Genomic DNA, 19,396 nt, shown 5'->3' on the forward strand with positions numbered 1-19,396 from the left:
CAACACGAAATTGTCATTATTGAAACTCTGACGCCTGCCGGACGGCGCCGAAAACCTGCGATAATGCGCCATTCGTGGCAAAGCCGCCATTGTTGACGGCGCACCTCACCCTTATCTAGTCCCTATGCAAAATACCCTGTTGTTAGTTGACGGTTCCAGCTACCTGTACCGTGCCTTCCATGCGCTGCCCGACCTGCGCAGCCCCGACGGCCATCCGACCGGCGCCATGCACGGCATGGTCAACATGCTGCGCCGCCTGCGCGCCGACTATCCCGCCGCCTACATCGCCTGCGTGTTCGACGCCAAGGGCAAGACCTTCCGCGACGATATGTATCCGGAATACAAGGCCACCCGCGCCTCGATGCCGGACGACCTGCGCCTGCAGATCGAGCCCATCCACGAGGCGGTCAAGGCCATGGGCTGGCCCATCCTGATGGTCGACGGCGTGGAGGCGGACGACGTCATCGGCACCTTGTCGGTGCAGGCCGCCAAGGCCGGCATGAACGTGGTGGTGTCGACCGGCGACAAGGACCTGGCGCAGCTGGTCAATCCGCAAGTCATGCTGATCAACACCATGACCAACGAGAAGATGGACGAGGCGGGCGTGCTGGCCAAGTTCGGCGTGCCGCCCAACCGCATCATCGATTACCTGACCCTGATCGGCGATACCGTCGACAACGTGCCGGGCGTGTCCAAGTGCGGGCCGAAGACGGCGCTCAAGTGGCTGACCGCCTATGACTCGCTGGACGGCGTGATCGCCAACGCGGAAAAGATCAGCGGCGCGGTCGGCGAGAACTTGCGCAGCGCGCTGGAATGGCTGCCCAAGGGCCGCGAGCTGATCACCGTCAAGCTGGACTGCGACCTGTCGGGCCACATGATGTCGATCAGCGAATCGCTGGTGGCGCGCGGCGAGGACCAGGAAACGCTGCTGGCCTTCTTCAGCAAGTACGGCTTCAAGACACTGCTGCGCGAGCTGGGCGCGACGACGCCGCAGGCGCCGGTAGGCAAGGCCGCAGCTGGTGCCGAACCTGCGGCCGGCGGCGCCGTTTCCGCCAACCTGGACATGTTTGGCGAGGCGCCGAAAGTCGCCACCAACTACGAAACCGTGCTGACCGACGAGCAGCTCGACAAGTGGATCGCCCTGATCGGCGCGGCCAAGCTGACCGCCGTCGATACCGAGACCACGTCGCTGGAGCCGATGACGGCGCAGATGGTCGGCATCTCGCTGTCGGTGGAGCCGGGCGTGGCCTGCTACATTCCGGTGGCGCACTCCTACCAGGGCGTGCCGGAGCAGCTGTCGCGCGAGCACGTGCTGGAAAAACTCAAGCCGTGGCTGGAAGACGAGAGCAAGCTCAAGGTCGGCCAGAACCTGAAATACGACAGCCACATCTTCGCCAACCACGGCGTCAAGCTGCAGGGCATCCATCACGACACGCTGCTCGAATCCTATGTGTTCGAATCGCACCGCACGCACGACATGGACAGCCTGGCGCTGCGCCACCTGAACCACACGACGATCCCGTTCTCTGACGTCTGCGGCAAGGGCGCCAGCATGATCACCTTCGACAAGGTGGAAATCGGCCGCGCCACCGACTACGCGGCGGAAGACGCTGACATCACGCTGCGCCTGCACCTGGCGATGATAGGCGAGGTGGAAAACGACGCCAAGCTGGCCTACATCTACCGCAATATCGAACTGCCGACCGCCGTGGTGCTGCAGAAGATAGAACGCAACGGCGTGCATATCGACGCCGAGCTGCTGAACATTCAATCGGCCGAGCTGGGTGCGCGCATCGTCGAGCTGGAAGCCAAGGCGCATGAGCTGGCCGAGCAGCCGTTCAACCTCGGCTCGCCGAAGCAGATCGGCGAGATCTTCTTCGAGAAGCTGAAGCTGCCGGTGGTGAAGAAGACCCCGAGCGGCGCGCCGTCCACCGACGAGGAAGTGCTGCAAAAGCTGGCCGAGGATTACCCGCTGCCGAAAGTGCTGCTGGAATACCGCAGCCTGTCCAAGCTGAAGTCGACCTACACCGACAAGCTGCCGAAGGGTATCAATCAGGAGACCGGCCGCGTGCACACCAACTACGCGCAGGCGGTGGCGGTGACGGGACGCCTGGCCTCCAACGACCCGAACCTGCAGAACATCCCCATCCGCACCAAGGAAGGCCGCCGCATCCGCGAGGCGTTCATCGCGCCGCCGGGCAGCCATATCGTGTCGGCTGACTATTCGCAGATCGAACTGCGCATCATGGCGCACATCTCGGAAGACGAGAACATGCTGCGCGCCTTCGCCGAAGGCGTGGACATCCACCGCGCCACCGCCGCCGAGATCTTCGGCGTGGGGCCGGAAGAGGTGACCAGCGAGCAGCGCCGCTACGCCAAGGTGATCAACTTCGGCCTGATCTACGGCATGAGCGCGTTCGGCCTGGCCGGCAACCTGGGCATCGAGCGCGGCGCCGCGCAAAGCTATATCGACCGCTATTTCGCGCGCTTCTCGGGCGTCAAGCAGTACATGGACGACACGCGCCTGCAGGCGAAGGCGCGCGGCTACGTGGAGACGGTGTTCGGCCGCCGCCTGTGGCTGCCGGAGATCAATTCGCCGAACGGCCCGCGCCGCCAGGGCGCCGAACGCGCGGCGATCAACGCGCCGATGCAGGGCACGGCGGCCGACCTGATCAAGCTGGCCATGGTGGCGGTGCAGGACTGGCTGGAAAAAGACAAGCTGCAGACCAAGATGATCATGCAGGTGCACGATGAACTGGTGCTAGAAGTGCCGGATGCCGAGCTGGAGCTGGTCAAGCAAAAGCTGCCGGAACTGATGGCCGGCGTGGCTGAGTTGAAGGTGCCGCTGATCGCAGAGGTTGGCGTTGGTAAGAACTGGGATGAAGCACATTAAGTTGTGCTTCCGCACACTAATCAAGGAGGAATCGGATGGATGATTTGAAACGTGATGCAGAGAGTTTGCTGGCCAAAACCAGCCTGTCGGACGGCGTCGACCGCCGCGACTTCCTGAAGGTGGCGCTGGGCACCGGCTTCGCCGCCGCCGCGATGCCGGTGGTGGCGCAGAACGTCATCCACACCGATACCGTCGGCCTGACCGCCGGCACCATCACCATCACCGTCAACGGCCAGACCGTGCCGGTGTACCGCGCCCAGCCGGAAGGCAAGGGCAACCTGCCGGTGGTGCTGGTGATCTCGGAAATCTTCGGCGTGCACGAGCACATCGCCGACGTCGCACGCCGCTTCGCCAAGCTGGGCTACCTGGCGCTGGCGCCGGACCTGTTCGTGCGCCAGGGCGATCCGCAGAAGGTGGCCTCGATCGCCGACCTGCAGCGCGACATCATCTCCAAGACGCCGGACGCGCAAGTGATGACCGACCTCGACGCGGTGGTGGCCTGGGCCAAGGCCAACGGCGGCAATCCGGACAAGATCGCCATCACCGGCTTCTGCTGGGGCGGCCGCATCACCTGGCTGTATGCCGCGCACAATCCGTCGCTGAAGGCCGGCGTGGCCTGGTATGGCCGGCTGATCGGGGAGACCAACGCCAACTTTCCCAGGCATCCGGTCGATATCGCTGGCACTCTGACGGTGCCGGTGCTGGGCCTGTACGGCTTGAAGGACACCGGCATCACCCAGGAATCGATCACGGTGATGAAGGCCGCGCTGGCCAAGGGGCCGAACAAGTCGACCTTCGTCATCTATCCGAACTCCGGCCATGCGTTCAATGCGGATTATCGTCCGAGCTACGTCGAGGCGGACGCCAAGGATGGCTGGGGCCGCACGCTGGCCTGGTTCAAGCAAAACGGCGTGTCCTGATCAAATTTTAGCCAAAGTAAGCATAAAACCGGGCTGGGCGGTAAAATAACGCCCCGGCTCGCTCGCAGCGGCACGGCTCCCGCTACCAGAGGCTATAACATCGATCCTGTCCTTATCTCCATATTACTGGCCACCACGGTCGCCGGCGTCGTCAGCATCAGTGCTGCCGCCGTGTTCTCGTTTACGCTGCTGTCGAAGGTGGTGGAGCGTATGGTCAGCCTGTCGGTGGGCATCATGTTGTCGACGTCGCTGCTGCACGCCTTGCCGGAGGCGTTCGAGTCGCAGGCCAGCGCGCGCAGCCTGTTCGCCACGCTGCTGGGTGGGCTGCTGGCGTTCTTCCTGCTGGAGAAGCTGGCGATCCTGCGCCATTCGCACCATCACGAGGGCGACGGCCACCACCACCATCACGGCCACGACAAGCACGAGGCGGGCAAGGCCGGCTGGATGATTCTGGTCGGCGACGGCATGCACAACTTCACCGACGGCATCCTGATCGCGGCGGCCTTCCTGGCCAATCCGGAACTGGGCCTGGTGACGGGGCTGGCCATCATCGCCCACGAGATTCCGCAGGAGATCGGCGACTTCATCGTGCTGCTGAACGCCGGCTTTTCGCGCACGCGCGCCTATGTCTACAATCTGCTGTGCAGCCTGATGGCGATCGTCGGCGGGCTGCTCGGCTACTACACGCTGGACCGCGCCAGCAGCCTGATACCGTACGTGCTGGTGTTCGCGTCGTCGGGCTTCATCTACATCGCCGTCAGCGACCTGATGCCGCAAATGCAGCGCCGCGCGACGATGCGCGAATCAGTGCCGCAAGTGCTGCTGATCGCCGCCGGCGTCGCCATCGTCCTGTTCCTGACGCACGGCCACTAAGGCTTGTGGCCGCTCAATCCCGCGCGCTTGCCACGGGCGCGGCCGGGAGTATCATAGCTGGATGAACTCCAGACAAAAAAAGCAAGCTGAAGCGCTAGCGGCCCTCTCCACCGCCGACCGTGCCCGTCTTGAACGCTTGGCGGAGTTGGCCGAAGTGACCGCCGAGTACCTGTGGCCTGATGTCTGGCTCTACGGCTTCGATGACGTCGAAGAGGGCATTCAGGCGGATCTGGAGGCGGAGGCTGAAATCGCAGCGGGCATGACCATTCCTAACGAAGAAGTAATGGCGCATATAAGAAGTTTATTGGACCGTCATGCAAAGCGGAAGCGGCGCGCCGGGTAGACTGCCGGTTGGCGCCGATTTCCTATTCCCAAGACTGGTCACGCGATTGAATACCGCTTGGGAAAGGGCGGTATAACCGTGACGCGGGGGGTTCGGCAGGTCCGCGTAAAAGTACTTTAGGCTCCGGTCGCCACCGGGCGGGCGGGATCGGCGCACCATTCGCTCCAGGAGCCGGGATACAGCGCGGCGCCGGGCAGGCCGGCTACTTCCAGGGCCAGCAGGTTGTGGCAGGCCGTCGCGCCCGAGCCGCATTGCATGATCGCTTGCGGCGCGCTGGCGAACAGCGGGGCGAATTCCTCTTTCAGCTGCGCGGCGTCCTTGAAGCGGCCGTCGGCGCCCAGGTTATCCTTGAAGAAGCGGTTCTTGGCGCCCGGAATATGGCCGCCGACCGGATCGATGGTCTCGTTCTCGCCGCGATAGCGGTCGGCCGCGCGCGCGTCGACCACCGTGCGTTCCTGCGTGGCCAGATTGGCCACCACCTCGTCCACCGACACCGTCTTCACCAGCGACGGCTTGTCGCTGATGGTGCCCGGCGTGCGGCGCTGGGCCAGCGTCACCATGCCCAGCCCCTGCGACTGCCACGCGGCCAGGCCGCCGTCCAGCACCGCCACCGCCGGATGGCCGACCCAGCGCAACAGCCACCACAGGCGCGCGGCGAACATGCCGCCGTGCGCGTCGTAGGCCACCACTTGCGTATCGTCGCTGATGCCCCAGCCGCGCAGCGTCTCGATCAGCGCGGAGCGCGCCGGCAGCGGATGGCGGCCGCGGAACTTGCCGTCCGGGCCGGTCTTGGCGCCCGCCAGGTCGGTATCGAGGTTGGCGAACTGCGCACCCTGGATGTGGCCGATGGCAAAGCCGTCGCGGCCCGCGTTCGGATTCATCAAGTCGTGGCGGCAATCGAGGATCACCCAGTTGTCATCGGTCAGATGCTGGGACAGGTCGGCGGCGCTGATCAGGGTGGTGTGCATGCGTGCTCCTTATACTTCGCTGGCTATCGGGTCGGTACTGGCTATCGCCTTACCGCGTTCGGTGTTGCGCGTATTGTAGAACGTTGCGGCCACGCCGGACAGCAGGATGATGGAGATGCCCAGCCAGCTGTGCCAGCTGAACACGTCGCCGAACACCAGCACGCCCCACACGCTGGAAAACACGATGCCGGTGTATTGCAGGTTGGCCACCACCAGCGTGTTGCCGAGGCGATAGGCGCGCGTCATGGCGATCTGCGCGCTGGTGGCGCAAATGCCGATGCCCAGCATCAGCAAGGCGCCGTGCACGCTGGCGATCGAGTGCCACACGGCGCCGCCGGCGCCGGCGAACACGTAGTTGCCGGCGACACCGGCGACCAGGTTCATGATGGCGAAATAGAACACCACGCGGTTCTCCGGCTCGCCGGCCAGGCCCAGCTTGCGCACCTGCAGATAGGCCATCGCCGACAGCACGCTGGAAGACAGCGCCAGCAGGGCGGGAGCCAGCAGGTTGGCCTGGAAGGCCGGCTGCAGCAGCAGGGTGACGCCGACAAAGCTCATCGCCACCGCCGCCAGCAGCGGCCACCTGACCTGGTTCTTGGCATGCCACCAACCCATCGCGAACAGCCAGACGGCGATCCAGATCGGCGCCATGTAGTTGAGCGTCATGGCGGTGGCCAGCGGCAGCTTGCCGATCGAATAGAACCACAGCCACAGCGACACCACGCCGACCACGCCGCGCCACAGGTGGGCATACGGCATGGTGGTGCGGAACGACCCGCCTTGGGCGCGGATCGCGACGGCCAGCACGATGATGCCGACTATTCCGCGATACACAACCAGTTCGGAGGTTGAAAACTCTTGCGAGGCCAGCTTCACGCACACCCCCATCGCGGCGAACATGAAACTGGCAAACAACATCCAAAGTGATTGCATCGAAAATCCTATAAGTCGATATTGGCTCGATACCACTCGTGGAAGTGCTGCATGCCGTCTTCCATCGGCGACTGGTAGGGGCCGGCGTCGCTGGTGCCGCGCTGCATCAGGATCTTGCGGCCGGCATCCATGCGCAGGGCGATCTCGTCGTCCTCGGCGCAGGTTTCCATGTAGGCCGCGCGCTCGGCCTCGATGAACTCGCGCTCGAACAGCACGATCTCCTCGGGGTAGTAGAACTCGACCACGTTCTTGGTGCGCTGCGGGCCGTCCGGCCACAGGGTCGAGACGATCAGCACGTGCGGATACCATTCGACCATGATGTTCGGATACAAGGTCAGCCAGATCGCGCCGTACGGCGGCGGTTCGCCGCCACGGAACTTGAGCACCTGCTCCTGCCAGCGCTTGTAGATCTCCGAGCCGGATTTCTGCAGGCCGCGGTTGACGCCCACCGTCTGCACGCTGTAGTCCTGGCCGAATTCCCAGCGCAGGTCGTCGCAGCTGACGAAGCCGCCGAGGCCCGGATGGAAGGGCTCGACGTGGTAGTCCTCCAGGTAGACTTCAATGAAGGTCTTCCAGTTGTAATTGCAGGTCTGCACTTCGACGTGGTCGAACATATAGCCGGAGAAATCCAGGTCCCTGGTCACCGACAGCTCATTGAGCTTTTCCATGACGTTGTAGCCGTTCTGCTCGAACAGCAGGCCGTTCCAGCTTTGCAGCCTGGTCTTCGGCAGGTTCAGGCAGGGCGTTTCCGGGAAGTGCGGTGCGCCGATCAGTTCGCCCTTGAGGTCGTAGGTCCAGCGGTGCAGCGGGCAGACGATGTTGTTGGCGTTGCCACGGCCGTTGAACATCAGCGCCTGGCGGTGGCGGCAGACGTTGGACAGCAGCTCCAGCCCGTTTGCGTTGCGCACCAGCATACGCCCTTCGTTTTCGGAAACGAGGGTCGCGAAGTCGCCGACGTTCGGCACCATCAGTTCGTGCCCGACGTAGCGCGGACCGGACTGGAATAATTGCTGCATTTCACGCTGCAGTAGCGCTTCGTCAAAGTAGACGTCAACCGGAAGTTGCGCGTGTGGACGCGCCAGCTTGGCGTGGGTACCCAGATCGGACATCCCAACCCCCCTTAATATATACATCAAACCAAGAAGAGACAGAATCCGTAAAGACCTGAATTCAAAGTTGTTGAAAATGGTATTTCGGACAGAACCGGAGATTATACCGCCTTTTACCCCTCTCCAGCGGACTGCTGTGCTCGTTTTTCGTGCAAAATCTTGTGAAAATTGCATGCTGGTACGGCATATGGCGACGATTGCGATAAAATCCATGGATTGCCCCGCCAGCGGGAGGCTATAGTTCCACCGGATGAGGTGGTTTGTTCTAAAATAACGGGCTACACTGCGCTGGCACGTGTTTTTGCCTTGAAACCTGAGTGACTATGTCTAAGAAATTAACTGCCGACGCGACCGCCGCCGTCCCCGTCTCGTTCGAAGAAGCGATGGCGGAGCTGGCCCAGCTGGTTGCGCAAATGGAGGCAGGACAGCTGCCGCTGGAAGCCTCGGTGGCCGCCTATGCGCGCGGTTCCGAGCTGGTGAAGTTCTGCGCCGCCCAGCTGGAAAAAGTGGAATCCCAGGTCAAGGTACTGGACGGCGACATGCTCAAGCCGTTCGCGGAAGCCGGCGAGGCCGAACAATGAGCGGCGCCTTCGACGATTGGATGAAGACCGTCCAGGCGGCATCCGAAAACGATTTATCCGGTTTTCTGCCTACCGCCACGGCGGTGCCGACCAAGCTGCACGCGGCCATGCGCTATGCGCTGCTGGGCGGCGGCAAGCGCGTGCGACCGCTGCTGGTGTATGCGGCCGGCGCGCTGTTCGGCGCCGACGCGGCCACGCTGAGCCGCGCGGCGGCGGCGGTCGAAATGATCCACGCCTACTCGCTGGTGCACGACGACATGCCTTGCATGGACGACGACGAACTGCGCCGCGGCAAGCCGACGGTGCACGTGGCTTACGACGAGGCGACCGCGCTGCTGGTCGGCGATGCGCTGCAATCGCAGGCCTTCCTGGTGCTGTCGGAAGCGGCCAGCGTTCCCGCCGCGCGCCAGGTGGCGATGCTGCGCCTGCTGGCGCACGCCTCCGGCTCGGCCGGCATGTGCGGCGGCCAGGCGATCGACCTGGACAGCGTCGGCCTCAGCCTGACCTTGGAGCAGCTGGAGCAGATGCATCAGCTGAAGACGGGCGCCTTGCTGCGCGCTGCGGTGGTGTTGGGCGCGCTGGCCGGCAAGGATTTGGACGACAATGAACTCGCCGCGCTGAACGTGTATGCGCGCGCCATCGGCCTGGCGTTCCAGGTGGTGGACGACGTGCTCGACGCGACGGCCGATTCGGCCACATTGGGCAAGACCGCCGGCAAGGACGCCGCCGACAACAAGCCGACCTACGTCTCGATCCTGGGTCTGGAGCCGTCGCGCGCGCTGGCGGAAAAATTGCGGCTCGACGCGCACGCAGCGCTCGCGCCGTTTGGAGAAAAAGCTCTGCGGTTACGCGAACTCGCGGATTTGATCGTGCAGCGGAAGGCATAAATGAACTTGCTCGAAAACATACATACCCCAGCCGACGTGCGCAAGCTGACGCGCACCCAGCTGACGCCGCTGGCGCACGAACTGCGCAGCTACCTGCTCGATTCCGTGTCGAAGACCGGCGGCCACCTGTCGTCCAACCTCGGCACCGTCGAGCTGACGGTGGCGCTGCACTACGTGTTCAACACGCCGCACGACCGCATCGTCTGGGACGTCGGCCACCAGACCTATTCGCACAAGATCCTGACCGGCCGCCGCGACCGCATGCACACCTTGCGCCAGCTGAACGGCATCTCCGGCTTCCCCAAGCGCGACGAAAGCGAATACGACACCTTCGGCACGGCCCACTCGTCGACCTCGATCTCGGCGGCGCTGGGCATGGCGCAGGCGGCCAAGATCAAGGGCGAGCACCGCCACGCCATCGCCGTCATCGGCGACGGCTCGATGACCGCCGGCATGGCGTTTGAGGCGCTGAACAACGCCGGCGTGCAGGAAGACCTGAACCTGCTGGTGATCCTGAACGACAACGACATGTCGATCTCGCCGCCGGTCGGCGCCTTGAACCGCTATCTGGCGCGCCTGATGTCGGGACAGTTCTACGCCGCCGCCAAGAACGTCGGCAAGTCGGTGCTGCCCGGCCCCGTGCTGGAACTGGCCAAGCGGCTGGAAGAACACGCGAAGGGCATGGTGGTTCCGGCCACGATGTTCGAGGAGTTCGGCTTCAACTACATCGGCCCCATCGACGGCCACGACCTGGAATCGCTGATCCCCACGCTGCAGAACATCAAGCAGCTCAAGGGGCCGCAGTTCCTGCACGTGGTGACCAAAAAGGGGCAGGGCTACAAGCTGGCCGAGGCCGAGCCTATCCTGTACCACGGCACGCCGAAATTCAATCCGGCCGAGGGCATCAAGCCGGCCGCCGCGCCGGGCAAGATCACCTACACCGAAGTATTCGGCAACTGGCTGTGCGACATGGCCGCCGCCGACAAGAAGCTGGTCGGCATCACGCCGGCGATGCGCGAAGGTTCGGGCATGGTGCGCTTCGAGCAGGAATATCCGGACCGCTACTTCGACGTCGGCATCGCCGAGCAGCACGCGGTGACCTTCGGCGCCGGCCTGGCCTGCGAGAACCTGAAGCCGGTGGTGGCGATCTACTCCACCTTCCTGCAGCGCGGCTACGACCAGCTGATCCACGACGTGGCGCTGCAAAACCTGGACGTGACGTTCGCGCTGGACCGCGCGGGCCTGGTCGGCGCCGACGGCGCCACCCACGCCGGCAACTACGACATGGCCTATCTGCGCTGCATCCCGAACATGGTGGTGATGGCGGCGTCGGACGAAAACGAATGCCGCCAGATGCTGACCACCGGCTACCAGTACAACGGTCCGGCGGCGATCCGCTATCCGCGCGGCGCCGGCATCGGCGCGGCGATCAAGCCAGAGCTGACCACGCTGGAAATCGGCAAGGGCGAAATCAAGCGCAAGGGCCAGAAGATCGCGATCCTGGCGTTCGGCTCGATGGTCGCACCGTCGGTCGCCGCCGGCGATGCGCTGGACGCGACGGTCGCCAACATGCGCTTCGTCAAGCCGCTGGATGTCGAGCTGGTCAAGAAGCTGGCGGCCGAACATGATTACCTGGTGACGGTGGAAGAGGGCTCCATCATGGGCGGCGCCGGTTCGGCGGTTGCCGAGGCGATGGCCGCCGAAGGCATCGTCAAGCCGCTGCTGATGCTGGGCCTGCCGGACAAGTTCATCGACCACGGCGACCCGGCCAAGCTGCTGAGCAGCGTGGGCCTGGACGCAGCCGGCATCACCGCCTCGATCAAACAGCGCTTTGCAGGCGGCGAGCCGCGCCTGGTCGTCAATAACGGCTGATGCTGCGGGCGATCGCCGCATATCCGGCATCGCCGGGATGCAGGTGGTCGCCGCTGTCGTAGCGCGGCTGCATGCGCGACGGGTGGTCCGGGTCGCGCAGCAGCGCGTCGAAATCGGCCACCTCGTCAAACTCCCCGCTTTCCCTGATCCAGCGATTGACCTCGCCGCGCACCGCGTCCTTGGCGGACGTGTAGTAGGCGTCGAAGGGCGTGCCTTGCAGCGCACCTTCGAACGGCAGCAGCGTGCCGCCGACGATGCGCACGCCGCGCGCGTGCGCCTGCGCGATCAGCTGCCGGTAGGCGGCGATCATGCGCGCCGCCGTCATCGGCGCCTCCTGCGGCGCGAACGCGCTTTGCGGCCAGCCGATATCGTTTATCCCCATCAGCACCACCGCCGTACGCACGCCCGGCTGCGCCAGCACGTCCTGCTCGAAGCGCGCGGCCGCATTGGCACCCATGCGGTCGCCCAGCAGGCGCGCGCCGGAGATGCCTGCATTGACCACCGCCACGCCGCCGGCGCCGAGGTGCCCGGCGAGTTGGTCGGGCCAGCGCCGGTCACTGTCGGGCGTCGAGCCATTGCCGTCGGTGATGGAGTCGCCGAATGCGACCACCGCGCGCGCAGGCATCTCCGCATCGACCCAGATCCCCGCCAGCAGGGCGCGGCCGTGCAGCGGCGTCGCACTGGGCAGTGCGGCGGCTGAGGCGACGTTGCCGGCGGCGATATGGCCGGTCTGCTGCGCGCCCCAATGGAAGGTGGCCAGCGGCGTTTTCTGCGGCAGGTAGACGCTGACGGCCAGTTTTTCCAATGCCGCCAATGGCATCTCCAGCGCGTCGCTGACTGCGGGCGCGCCTGCGGGAATGACGGTGCCGCGTTGGCCGCCGAAGGTCAGCACCTGATCGGTACCCGGCGCGATGCCGCCGTCCGCCCCGGCGGCGCGCGCCACATGCGCCTCGCCGACCACCAGCGGCTGGCTGCCGTAGCGATTGGACAGCACGATGCGCACGCGCCGGCCGCCCACGCTGATGCGCGCCGTTTCGCGCACGGTTTGCTGCGCCAGGCTGTCGGGGATGCCGGTCGGCAGCACGAAATCTCCGCTGCGCCAGGCGGCGTGCGGGCTGGCCTGCCAGCTGGCGACCCAGTTTTCCGCCGCATGCAGCGGCGCGGTGAGTGATGCCGCCAGCACGGCAGCGGCGAGGAATTTGTTCATGATGCGCTCCTGAAAAGTGAGGAGCCCACGATAGGTCATTCCTGAATTACGCGGAAGGCGGCAAAACTGACTATACTTTATTCAAATATGGAATGAGGGCGTCATGGATACCATCCGTTCACTGCGTTGTTTTGTGCGGGCCGTCGAGCTGGGCAGTTTGTCTGCCGTGGCGCGGGAGGAGGGCACAAGCCAGCCCACCGTCAGCAAGCTGATGGCCGCGCTGGAACGCGAGCTGGGCGTGCGCCTGCTGGAACGCAGCACCACCAGCCTGCAGCCGACGCCGCAGGGCAGCCGTTTCTACCAGCGCGCGCTGGGCGTGCTGGCCGCATACCAGGAAGCGGTGGCCGATGCGCGCGGCCAGACCGACACGCCGGCGGGGCTGGTGCGGGTCAACGCGCCATCCGCGTTCGGGCAGTTCCGCCTGAACGCCTTGCTGGCGCCGTTCATGGCGCGCTACCCGCAGGTCGAGATCGAGCTGATACTCGACGACCGCATGGTCGACCTGGTCAAGGATGGCGTCGACATTGCCGTGCGCCAAGGGCATGAGCTGCCGCCCGACGCGGTGGCGCGGCTGGCCGGGGTGTCGCCGCGGCAACTGGTGGCGGCGCCAGAGTACCTGCGCGCGCATGGCGAACCGCTGCAGCCGCGGGATCTGGCGCGCTTCGACTACATCCGTTTCGCCTGGCTGGCCGACGGCGATCTGCTCACGCTGCAGCGCGGCGAACAAGTGGAAACCGTCCACACGCACGGCCGTTACCGCGTCAACAGCGCACTGGCGATCCGCGAAAGCCTGGCGGCCGGCGGCGGCATCGGCTTGTGCCCGCTGTGGCTGGTGCAAGACCTGCTCGGCAGCGGCACGCTGGTGCGCGTGCTGCCGGAATGGCAAGGGCGGCCTCAGCCGCTACATCTGCTGTCGCCGTCGCGCCGCTACCAGCCGCTGCGCGCGCGCCTGCTGCTCGACCATCTTGCGGCTGAGATCGCTCACCTTCCCGGTTACGCAACACAATTGACGTAAGTCCTTGTCCCCGGCGGAGCATGGCGTATATTGATATAAACCGTTTATATCAGATCGCGCCGGGGAGGCATGATGAAACTGATCGTCGTCGGCTTGATGGCCGCATGTTTGGCGCACGCCGGCGCCGGTGCGCAGGTGCCGGAATCAGGCCGGGCGCAGGAGCTGATTTTCAGCGCCGAGGAGGTGGCCAGCAAGGTGGAGGACCGTTATATCGATCGCGTGGTCGAACTGGCGGCTTCCGGGCGCCTGGACGACGACCGCGCCTTGCTGGCGCGCTTGCAGACCATAGGCGCCGGCTTGATACGGGCCGCCGTGGCGCTCAAGCCGGAAGCGGCGGCATGGCAGTGGGAGTTCCATACCACCAGCGATCCGGAAGTCGACGCCATCTGCATGGCGGGCGGCAAGATCCTGGTCGGCAGCGCCTTCGTGCGCCAGCTGGCGCTGAGCGACGGCGAGCTGGCCACGTTACTGGGACACGAAGTCGCCCACGCGGTGGCCGAGCATCATCGAGAAACCTTGTCGGAAGCGCTATTCCTGAACCGTCAGCCGATGCCGCCGCTGGAGGTGGTGATGGAGCGCCTGGACAGCGACCTGTCGCTGCAGATACGGCTGTCCAAACTTTCAAGCCTGCAGGAATCCGAGGCCGATCAACTGGGCATGGTGCTGGCGCATCGCGCCGGCTGGCCGGCCGGCGAGATGGTCAGCTTCTATCGCAAGCTGGCCATGGGCGACCAGGCGGCGCTGGTGGCCGGCGCTTATCCGGCCAGCGCCTCGCGCCTCAGCATGGCGAAGGGGATGGAGCAGTTGTTCAAGCCCTAGCCGCGCTTGCGCTCGTGCTGCCACAGCACGTCGCTGCCGCCGGCGTAGCGGTTCAACACGCGCGACAGCACAAACATCAGATCCGACAGGCGGTTCACATACTGGCGCGGATGCTCGTGGATGGTCTCGGTCTTGCCCAGCGTGACGATGGCGCGTTCGGCGCGGCGGCACACGGTGCGGCACACGTGCGCCTGCGAGGCCGCGCGCGAGCCGGCCGGCAGGATGAATTCCGTCAGCGCCGGCAAGGTGGCGTTGTACTTGGCCAGCAGCGTGTCCAGGCGCTCGACGTGCGCCTCGGTGATCATCTGGTAGCCGGGGATGCACAACTCGCCGCCCAGGTCGAACAGGTCGTGCTGGATCGTCACCAGCTCTTCGCGCAGGTCGGCCGGCATGTCTTCGCACAGTAGCAGGCCGATGTGCGAATTGAGTTCGTCCACCTCGCCGATCGAGTGGATACGCACGCTGTCCTTGTCGGTGCGGCTGCCGTCGCCCAGACCGGTGGTGCCGCCGTCGCCGGTGCGGGTGGCGATTTTGGAGAGTCGGTTGCCCATGTTTGATTCCTCAGTAGTTATTTGGCCGCCAGGCTGGCGCGGCGCGGGTCGTAGCAATCGAAGCCCGGGGTGTTCCAGAACTCCAGCAGGCCGACGGTTTCGTACATGCTGACTTCCTCATCGTACATCGGAAACAGGCCGGCCAGGTGGATGGTGCGGTCGGGCAGCTCGAAGGTGATCTGCTCGTCGCTCATGAACTGCGGCTTGTAGACGAAGCAGGCGTTCATCGCGCTGTCCTTGGACATCGGCGCGTCGAGCTTGAACGAAGCCTGGTAGTGGAACGGGCTGTCGCCGTAGAATGACTGCGCGATGTAGGCGGCCGCGCTGCCCCAGCCGCTGTCGGTGGTTTTCAGCGTGAAGCTCAGTTCCGGCCGGCCGTTGACCCAGCTCGGGTGGTTGGCGTTGGACAGCCCGGCCGTCACCGCCGTCAGCATGCCCTGCGCCGGGAAATCCGGGAAATAATAGACCAGCATGCGCGGACGGTTTGCCAGCGCCACTTCGGCGATCTGCGCCGTCACGCCAAAACGCTCTTCCAGCGCCAGTAGCCAAGCCTGCTCAAAATTGTATGCCATCTGCCGCTCCGAATAAGCTGATTGTCTGATGGGTTCGAAGCATACGCCAAGGCGGCCCGCGGTGTCAGCAGTTTTTGCGCTACCAGGCGTGCCGCGGGTGGCGCAGGCCGAATATTGCGCTCTGGCCGGTGAGCGCCAGTTCGTCGACTCCGTCGAAATTGCCGTGCCGGCGCCGGGCCTGCGCCAGCTGCCGGTATAGCGGTTCCGGCAACTCGAAACTGCGCTGGCGGTCGATGTCGAGGATGTAGCGGCCGGCCTCCACCTTGAACAACAGATAGGCGTCGTGCCGTCGTTCGTTCCAGAAAAACTTGTGCAGGTCGAACATGCGGTCGAAGTAGTAGGGATGTGCGGCCACGCGCTGCTCCAGCGCGCGCAGGCAGTCCCGCTGGGACAACGGGCCGAGATCGGTGATCACGCAGCCATCCGGCGCGGGATCGGCGAACAGCAGGCGGTGCGGCAGTTGCATGCGCTCGGCCAGCGTGAACAGCGCGGGTTTGGCCAGGATGTTCCCATCGAGGAAGGCGTGGCTGGTGTCTGCCGGCGAGCCGCTCCCCCAAGGACGGTCGATCAGCACGAAAATCGGCGCCCGCTCGGCTTGCGCGCGGCGTATGCCTTTAATCAGCGGAAAGCCGCCGAGGATGAACTGGATACTGAAGCCGTGCCGGTGCGCCAGCCGGTTCAACATCTGCGCATGCTCGTCGCTTTGCGTACTCATGCAGCAATAAACCTTGCGCGCCGGCGATGCGTCGGCCAGCGCCTTGACCAGGACCGGGTAGCTGCCGTAGTGGCAGGACATATACAGCGTCGAGACGCTGGCGTCCGGCACCGGGCCTCGGTGGCGGTAGCGCGCGTCCATGCGTTCGTTGGCCAGCAGGCTTTGCTGGTAGCGGCGCCATTTGCGGATGTGGGCATAGGCGGCGGGGCGCGGAATGCCCAGCCGCAGCATGTTGGCCAATGCCATGATCGTGCGGGATTTTTGCATAAAAAAAGCAAAGGCGTTTGGGCGCCTTTGCAAAGCATCGGGAGTTAAACGAAAAGTGCTGCTTAGTAGTCTTCCTGCGTCGGGCAACTCCATTCAATTGCCACCGGCAGCGCTTCGATCTGCTCGAAAATGACTTCCTTGACCTGGGCCAGTTTCTGCTCGATGTGGTCGGTCATTGTCGGTACGCCGTAAAGTGCGAGGTCCATGCGATTTCCTTCATTGTTGCTATGCCTACTCTAGATCAGTTTTCGGCGGCCCTGAGCAGCCCGGACGGCTGCGGTGTTTCTTATCGCCTGCCGGCGGGCACGAAGCGGCCGGCGTCGCGCGCCAGTGTCAGCAACACCAGTCCCGACACGGTGCACACCGCCACGGCGGCCAGCGAGGCTTCGGCGCCGAAGCTGCCGCCCGTCAGCCAGTCCGGCCCATCCAGCCTGCCGATCAGGAAGCCCTGCTGGGCATAGCCGGACACGGCCACCGAGCACACCGGTCCCTGCACGAAATTCCAGGCGAAATGGATGGCGATGCACAGCCACAGCCGGCCGGTCAGCATGTAGGCGGCCGCCAGCATCAAACCCGCTTCGATGGCAATCGCGGCAGCGTTGAACAGGGTGGCGGCCGGATTGCTCAGATGGAGCGCGCCGAACAGCAGCGCCGACGCCAGCAGCGCGGCGCTGCTGCCGAAGCGCTGCTCCAGGATGCGGAACAGGATGGCGCGAAACAAGATCTCCTCGGTCACCGCGCCCTGTACGAAGCGCGGCACGTTCAGCGCCAGCTCGGCCCAGCGGTTGTGGCCTTCGACCTGGTAGGCGCCGGAGGCGGCCAGTATCGTCATCACCAGGCCGAACGCCAGCGCACCGATCAGCAGTCCGGCGCCGCTTTCGGTCCAGGCGCCCGCCACCGCCAGCTCGCCCGGGCGGCGCCGTTCGACCAGGCGCACGTAGCCGCAGTAGGCGGCCAGCGACAGCGCCGTCACCAGTAGCGGACGCAGCAGCTGGGACAACGGTGACGCATCCTGTCCCAGCAGGGAGGCCAGCCCGAACGCGGGCAGGCTCACGACGCACCAGGCCAGTGCGATGCGCGCCAGCGGCGAGCGCAGCGCCCGCAGGCCGCGGTGTTTGAGCCAGTGTCTGATCCCTGCCGTGGCGGTCGACCGTTGCATGGCGCGCGCGGCCTCAGTCGGTCAGGAAGTCAGCCGCCAGCGGACGTGCCGACAGCAGGATTTGCGCATTGGCGGCCAGCAGCGCTTCGTCCAGCTTGAGCCGGATGCGCGATTGCGCGTCGGCGCGCAACTGGCGCACGCCGTCGCGCGTCTGCAGCTCCAGCGTCGGCGCGGCGGTGGCGGGGAACTGCAGCTCGACGCCGCTGAAGGTCGGCATGAAGAAGCGCATCGGTCCGGCGCCGGCGCGCATCATGGCGTTCATCTGGCGCACGCTGGTCATCAGGCTGGCGTAGCTGAAGCGCAGTCCGTCGGGCAGCGTCGGCCGGGCGCTGAAGGAAAACGCCGACTTCTCGTCGGCCGCCAGGCTGGTGTAGATCATCGGGTTGGCCTTGAGCCAGCGCGGATCGGACTTCAGGTCGAAGCCGCCGTCGGCGCTGACGGGCAGGCGCGTGGTCTCGCCGCCGTCGACGAGGAACAGGCGCACTTCCTCGGGCCGGATGGTGGCGTTGCGCGGCTTCATGTTGCCGCGGATGACCAGCTTGTCGCGCTGCTCGGCGGGAAACTCGTACACCTTGTCCAGGTGGGTGATTTTCAGCAGTGTCTGGTAGTCGGCCAGTTCGCGTTCGGCGGCGCCCGCGCTCAGGCACAGGCAGGCCAACAGCGCGGCCGGGATCGGGTGGATCATCAGGCTTCTCCGGTTGATCATTGCATTGCGGCCAGGGCCGGTGGCGCCAGGTCCTGCAACAGTTGGGGGAATTCAGGGATCGCATTGCTGAAGGCCGGCGCGGCCGACCGCAGTTGCTCCAGCCATTGCTGCGGCGAGCCGTTGTCCACGCGCAGCCGCCGCTGCAGCAGTTCGCCGCTGCCCGGCAAATACACCCAGTGCTGCGGCGCGCGCCGTATCTGCGCCTCGATCTCGCGGAAAATGGCGGCGGTCAACGCGGCGATGTCGGCATCGAGGTCGCCGCTGCGCTGCACCGCCAACGGCGTACCCAGCCGTACCGTCGTGTCCAGCCCATCGCCGGGGCAGCTGTGGCCGACGATGACGGTGGCGTTGCTCTTCAGCGCGAACAGGCTGGTGCCGGCCATCGCCGGTACCAGCCTGTTAAAGAACGGCACGTACAGCGAATGGCCGCTGATGTCGAACACGTCCGGCATCATGGTCAGCGCTTCGCCCCGGCGCAGCACGCGCAAGGCCTTGAGCACGGCGCTGTCGTCGTTGAACAGCGCGTTGAAGCCGTAGCCCAGGCGCTGGAACAGTTCCTCGAAACCGCTGGAACTGCTGCTGACCGACGGCGGGTTGTAGAACGCGTTGACGGTCTTGTGGCGGCCGATTTCCTGGATCAGCTTCAGGCAGCCGAGCTGGAAGGTACCGTAGTGCGGCGTGACGAAGATGACCGGCTTGTCGTCCCGCTTCAGCTGATCGAGGCAGACGTCGCCCTCGATGCGCACATGGCGCGCGACGAACGATTCAAGCCGCGCCGCATCCAGCCCGGCCAGGTGGGTTTTGATCAGGTGGAAATTGCGCATCGACAGGCGGTAGCGCAAGTATAGGCGGTCCAGCTCGGCTGCGGACAGTTCGGGCAGCGCGATGCCGACGGCCTGCGCGAACTGGCGGCGGCCGTCGCGCTCGACCAGGCTGGACAGTTCCAATTGCGCGCGCGCCAGGTGCAGGCGCAGGTGCAGCAGCAGTTCGGTCATTGACGGCATGG

The 19,396-nt window shown here is 65.2% G+C and carries 20 protein-coding genes; 9 read left to right on the forward strand and 11 right to left on the reverse strand.

The window, feature by feature from the left end; genetic code table 11:
- Positions 1 to 124: 124 nt before the first annotated feature.
- The 4 genes from polA to ABWW33_RS04900 all read left to right on the forward strand — a co-directional run bounded on the left by polA (position 125) and on the right by ABWW33_RS04900 (position 5,029).
- Positions 125 to 2,893: a DNA polymerase I gene (polA, locus tag ABWW33_RS04885; RefSeq protein ID WP_353399549.1), complete on the forward strand. Its 2,769-nt coding sequence runs from the start codon at positions 125 to 127 to the stop codon at positions 2,891 to 2,893.
- 35 nt (positions 2,894 to 2,928) lie between these two features.
- A complete protein-coding gene (locus ABWW33_RS04890) occupies positions 2,929 to 3,813 on the forward strand; it encodes a dienelactone hydrolase family protein (protein ID WP_353399552.1) in 885 nt (294 codons plus the stop codon).
- 171 nt (positions 3,814 to 3,984) lie between these two features.
- Positions 3,985 to 4,686 carry a ZIP family metal transporter gene (locus ABWW33_RS04895; protein ID WP_176654749.1) on the forward strand — a complete coding sequence of 234 codons (702 nt, stop codon included), beginning with the start codon at positions 3,985 to 3,987 and terminating at the stop codon, positions 4,684 to 4,686.
- A gap of 61 nt (positions 4,687 to 4,747) precedes the next feature.
- Complete coding sequence (locus ABWW33_RS04900; RefSeq protein WP_353399555.1) at positions 4,748 to 5,029, forward strand: hypothetical protein; 282 nt, start codon at positions 4,748 to 4,750, stop codon at positions 5,027 to 5,029.
- Between the two features lie 116 nt (positions 5,030 to 5,145).
- On the opposite strand, the gene ABWW33_RS04905 is transcribed toward ABWW33_RS04900, so the two are convergent.
- The 3 genes from ABWW33_RS04905 to ABWW33_RS04915 are packed head-to-tail and all read right to left on the reverse strand — an operon-like array spanning position 5,146 to position 8,039.
- Positions 5,146 to 5,997: a sulfurtransferase gene (locus ABWW33_RS04905; protein WP_353399558.1), complete on the reverse strand. Its 852-nt coding sequence runs from the start codon at positions 5,995 to 5,997 to the stop codon at positions 5,146 to 5,148.
- A gap of 9 nt (positions 5,998 to 6,006) precedes the next feature.
- Positions 6,007 to 6,930: a DMT family transporter gene (locus ABWW33_RS04910; RefSeq protein WP_176654747.1), complete on the reverse strand. Its 924-nt coding sequence runs from the start codon at positions 6,928 to 6,930 to the stop codon at positions 6,007 to 6,009.
- 8 nt (positions 6,931 to 6,938) lie between these two features.
- Entirely contained in the window at positions 6,939 to 8,039 is a 1,101-nt protein-coding gene (locus ABWW33_RS04915) for an aromatic ring-hydroxylating oxygenase subunit alpha (RefSeq protein ID WP_176654746.1), read from the reverse strand.
- 323 nt (positions 8,040 to 8,362) lie between these two features.
- Here ABWW33_RS04915 and ABWW33_RS04920 point away from each other — a divergent pair, with 323 nt between their 5' ends.
- Genes ABWW33_RS04920 through dxs form a run of 3 tightly spaced genes read left to right on the forward strand, consistent with a single transcriptional unit; the run spans position 8,363 to position 11,379 of the window.
- Positions 8,363 to 8,620: an exodeoxyribonuclease VII small subunit gene (locus ABWW33_RS04920; protein WP_176654745.1), complete on the forward strand. Its 258-nt coding sequence runs from the start codon at positions 8,363 to 8,365 to the stop codon at positions 8,618 to 8,620.
- Positions 8,617 to 9,507 (forward strand): polyprenyl synthetase family protein, encoded by an 891-nt coding sequence (locus ABWW33_RS04925; RefSeq protein WP_176654744.1) that lies wholly within the window; start codon positions 8,617 to 8,619, stop codon positions 9,505 to 9,507. Before ABWW33_RS04920 ends, ABWW33_RS04925 begins: the two co-directional genes overlap by 4 nt.
- Positions 9,508 to 11,379 carry a 1-deoxy-D-xylulose-5-phosphate synthase gene (gene dxs / locus ABWW33_RS04930; protein WP_176654743.1) on the forward strand — a complete coding sequence of 624 codons (1,872 nt, stop codon included), beginning with the start codon at positions 9,508 to 9,510 and terminating at the stop codon, positions 11,377 to 11,379.
- Here dxs and ABWW33_RS04935 read toward each other — a convergent pair.
- Complete coding sequence (locus ABWW33_RS04935; RefSeq protein WP_353399564.1) at positions 11,366 to 12,586, reverse strand: SGNH/GDSL hydrolase family protein; 1,221 nt, start codon at positions 12,584 to 12,586, stop codon at positions 11,366 to 11,368. The genes dxs and ABWW33_RS04935 overlap by 14 nt on opposite strands.
- 103 nt (positions 12,587 to 12,689) lie before the next feature.
- Between ABWW33_RS04935 and ABWW33_RS04940 the strand changes: the two genes are divergently transcribed.
- The gene (locus ABWW33_RS04940; RefSeq protein WP_353399567.1) at positions 12,690 to 13,601 is read left to right on the forward strand and encodes a LysR family transcriptional regulator; all 912 of its coding nucleotides are present in this window, start codon (positions 12,690 to 12,692) and stop codon (positions 13,599 to 13,601) included.
- 69 nt (positions 13,602 to 13,670) lie between these two features.
- A complete protein-coding gene (locus ABWW33_RS04945; protein WP_353399570.1) occupies positions 13,671 to 14,420 on the forward strand; it encodes a M48 family metalloprotease in 750 nt (249 codons plus the stop codon).
- On the opposite strand, the gene ABWW33_RS04950 is transcribed toward ABWW33_RS04945, so the two are convergent.
- From ABWW33_RS04950 to ABWW33_RS04980, 7 genes are all read right to left on the reverse strand, one after another.
- Positions 14,417 to 14,971, reverse strand: a complete 555-nt coding sequence (locus tag ABWW33_RS04950; RefSeq protein WP_176654740.1) for a cob(I)yrinic acid a,c-diamide adenosyltransferase — start codon at positions 14,969 to 14,971, stop codon at positions 14,417 to 14,419. The two genes, ABWW33_RS04945 and ABWW33_RS04950, sit on opposite strands and share 4 nt — an antisense overlap.
- 17 nt (positions 14,972 to 14,988) lie before the next feature.
- Positions 14,989 to 15,543, reverse strand: a complete 555-nt coding sequence (locus tag ABWW33_RS04955; RefSeq protein WP_353399574.1) for a suppressor of fused domain protein — start codon at positions 15,541 to 15,543, stop codon at positions 14,989 to 14,991.
- Positions 15,544 to 15,622: 79 nt separating this feature from the next.
- Positions 15,623 to 16,525 carry a hypothetical protein gene (locus ABWW33_RS04960; RefSeq protein WP_353399576.1) on the reverse strand — a complete coding sequence of 301 codons (903 nt, stop codon included), beginning with the start codon at positions 16,523 to 16,525 and terminating at the stop codon, positions 15,623 to 15,625.
- Between the two features lie 62 nt (positions 16,526 to 16,587).
- The gene (locus tag ABWW33_RS04965; RefSeq protein ID WP_353399578.1) at positions 16,588 to 16,731 is read right to left on the reverse strand and encodes a hypothetical protein; all 144 of its coding nucleotides are present in this window, start codon (positions 16,729 to 16,731) and stop codon (positions 16,588 to 16,590) included.
- An 80-nt stretch (positions 16,732 to 16,811) separates the two neighbouring features.
- Complete coding sequence (locus ABWW33_RS04970) at positions 16,812 to 17,684, reverse strand: CPBP family intramembrane glutamic endopeptidase (protein ID WP_176654736.1); 873 nt, start codon at positions 17,682 to 17,684, stop codon at positions 16,812 to 16,814.
- Positions 17,685 to 17,697: 13 nt separating this feature from the next.
- Positions 17,698 to 18,369 (reverse strand): DUF2987 domain-containing protein, encoded by a 672-nt coding sequence (locus ABWW33_RS04975; RefSeq protein ID WP_176654735.1) that lies wholly within the window; start codon positions 18,367 to 18,369, stop codon positions 17,698 to 17,700.
- A 17-nt stretch (positions 18,370 to 18,386) separates the two neighbouring features.
- Entirely contained in the window at positions 18,387 to 19,394 is a 1,008-nt protein-coding gene (locus ABWW33_RS04980; RefSeq protein ID WP_176654734.1) for a lysophospholipid acyltransferase family protein, read from the reverse strand.
- Between the last annotated feature and the right edge of the window lie 2 nt (positions 19,395 to 19,396).

Source organism: Duganella hordei (assembly GCF_040369125.1).
Classification (GTDB): domain Bacteria; phylum Pseudomonadota; class Gammaproteobacteria; order Burkholderiales; family Burkholderiaceae_D; genus Rugamonas; species Rugamonas hordei.

Bases quoted from the DNA above. Each gene is read 5' to 3' on its own strand.
- dxs (WP_176654743.1), top strand. From the start codon at position 9,508: ATGAACTTGCTCGAAAACATACATACCCCAGCCGACGTGCGCAAGCTG.
- ABWW33_RS04915 (WP_176654746.1), bottom strand. From the start codon at position 8,039: ATGTCCGATCTGGGTACCCACGCCAAGCTGGCGCGTCCACACGCGCAA.
- ABWW33_RS04935 (WP_353399564.1), bottom strand. From the start codon at position 12,586: ATGAACAAATTCCTCGCCGCTGCCGTGCTGGCGGCATCACTCACCGCG.
- ABWW33_RS04925 (WP_176654744.1), top strand. From the start codon at position 8,617: ATGAGCGGCGCCTTCGACGATTGGATGAAGACCGTCCAGGCGGCATCC.
- ABWW33_RS04975 (WP_176654735.1), bottom strand. From the start codon at position 18,369: ATGATCCACCCGATCCCGGCCGCGCTGTTGGCCTGCCTGTGCCTGAGC.
- ABWW33_RS04905 (WP_353399558.1), bottom strand. From the start codon at position 5,997: ATGCACACCACCCTGATCAGCGCCGCCGACCTGTCCCAGCATCTGACC.
- ABWW33_RS04910 (WP_176654747.1), bottom strand. From the start codon at position 6,930: ATGCAATCACTTTGGATGTTGTTTGCCAGTTTCATGTTCGCCGCGATG.
- ABWW33_RS04890 (WP_353399552.1), top strand. From the start codon at position 2,929: ATGGATGATTTGAAACGTGATGCAGAGAGTTTGCTGGCCAAAACCAGC.
- ABWW33_RS04970 (WP_176654736.1), bottom strand. From the start codon at position 17,684: ATGCAACGGTCGACCGCCACGGCAGGGATCAGACACTGGCTCAAACAC.
- ABWW33_RS04945 (WP_353399570.1), top strand. From the start codon at position 13,671: ATGATGAAACTGATCGTCGTCGGCTTGATGGCCGCATGTTTGGCGCAC.
- ABWW33_RS04920 (WP_176654745.1), top strand. From the start codon at position 8,363: ATGTCTAAGAAATTAACTGCCGACGCGACCGCCGCCGTCCCCGTCTCG.
- polA (WP_353399549.1), top strand. From the start codon at position 125: ATGCAAAATACCCTGTTGTTAGTTGACGGTTCCAGCTACCTGTACCGT.
- ABWW33_RS04965 (WP_353399578.1), bottom strand. From the start codon at position 16,731: ATGGACCTCGCACTTTACGGCGTACCGACAATGACCGACCACATCGAG.
- ABWW33_RS04955 (WP_353399574.1), bottom strand. From the start codon at position 15,543: ATGGCATACAATTTTGAGCAGGCTTGGCTACTGGCGCTGGAAGAGCGT.
- ABWW33_RS04950 (WP_176654740.1), bottom strand. From the start codon at position 14,971: ATGGGCAACCGACTCTCCAAAATCGCCACCCGCACCGGCGACGGCGGC.
- ABWW33_RS04960 (WP_353399576.1), bottom strand. From the start codon at position 16,525: ATGCAAAAATCCCGCACGATCATGGCATTGGCCAACATGCTGCGGCTG.
- ABWW33_RS04940 (WP_353399567.1), top strand. From the start codon at position 12,690: ATGGATACCATCCGTTCACTGCGTTGTTTTGTGCGGGCCGTCGAGCTG.
- ABWW33_RS04900 (WP_353399555.1), top strand. From the start codon at position 4,748: ATGAACTCCAGACAAAAAAAGCAAGCTGAAGCGCTAGCGGCCCTCTCC.
- ABWW33_RS04980 (WP_176654734.1), bottom strand. From the start codon at position 19,394: ATGCCGTCAATGACCGAACTGCTGCTGCACCTGCGCCTGCACCTGGCG.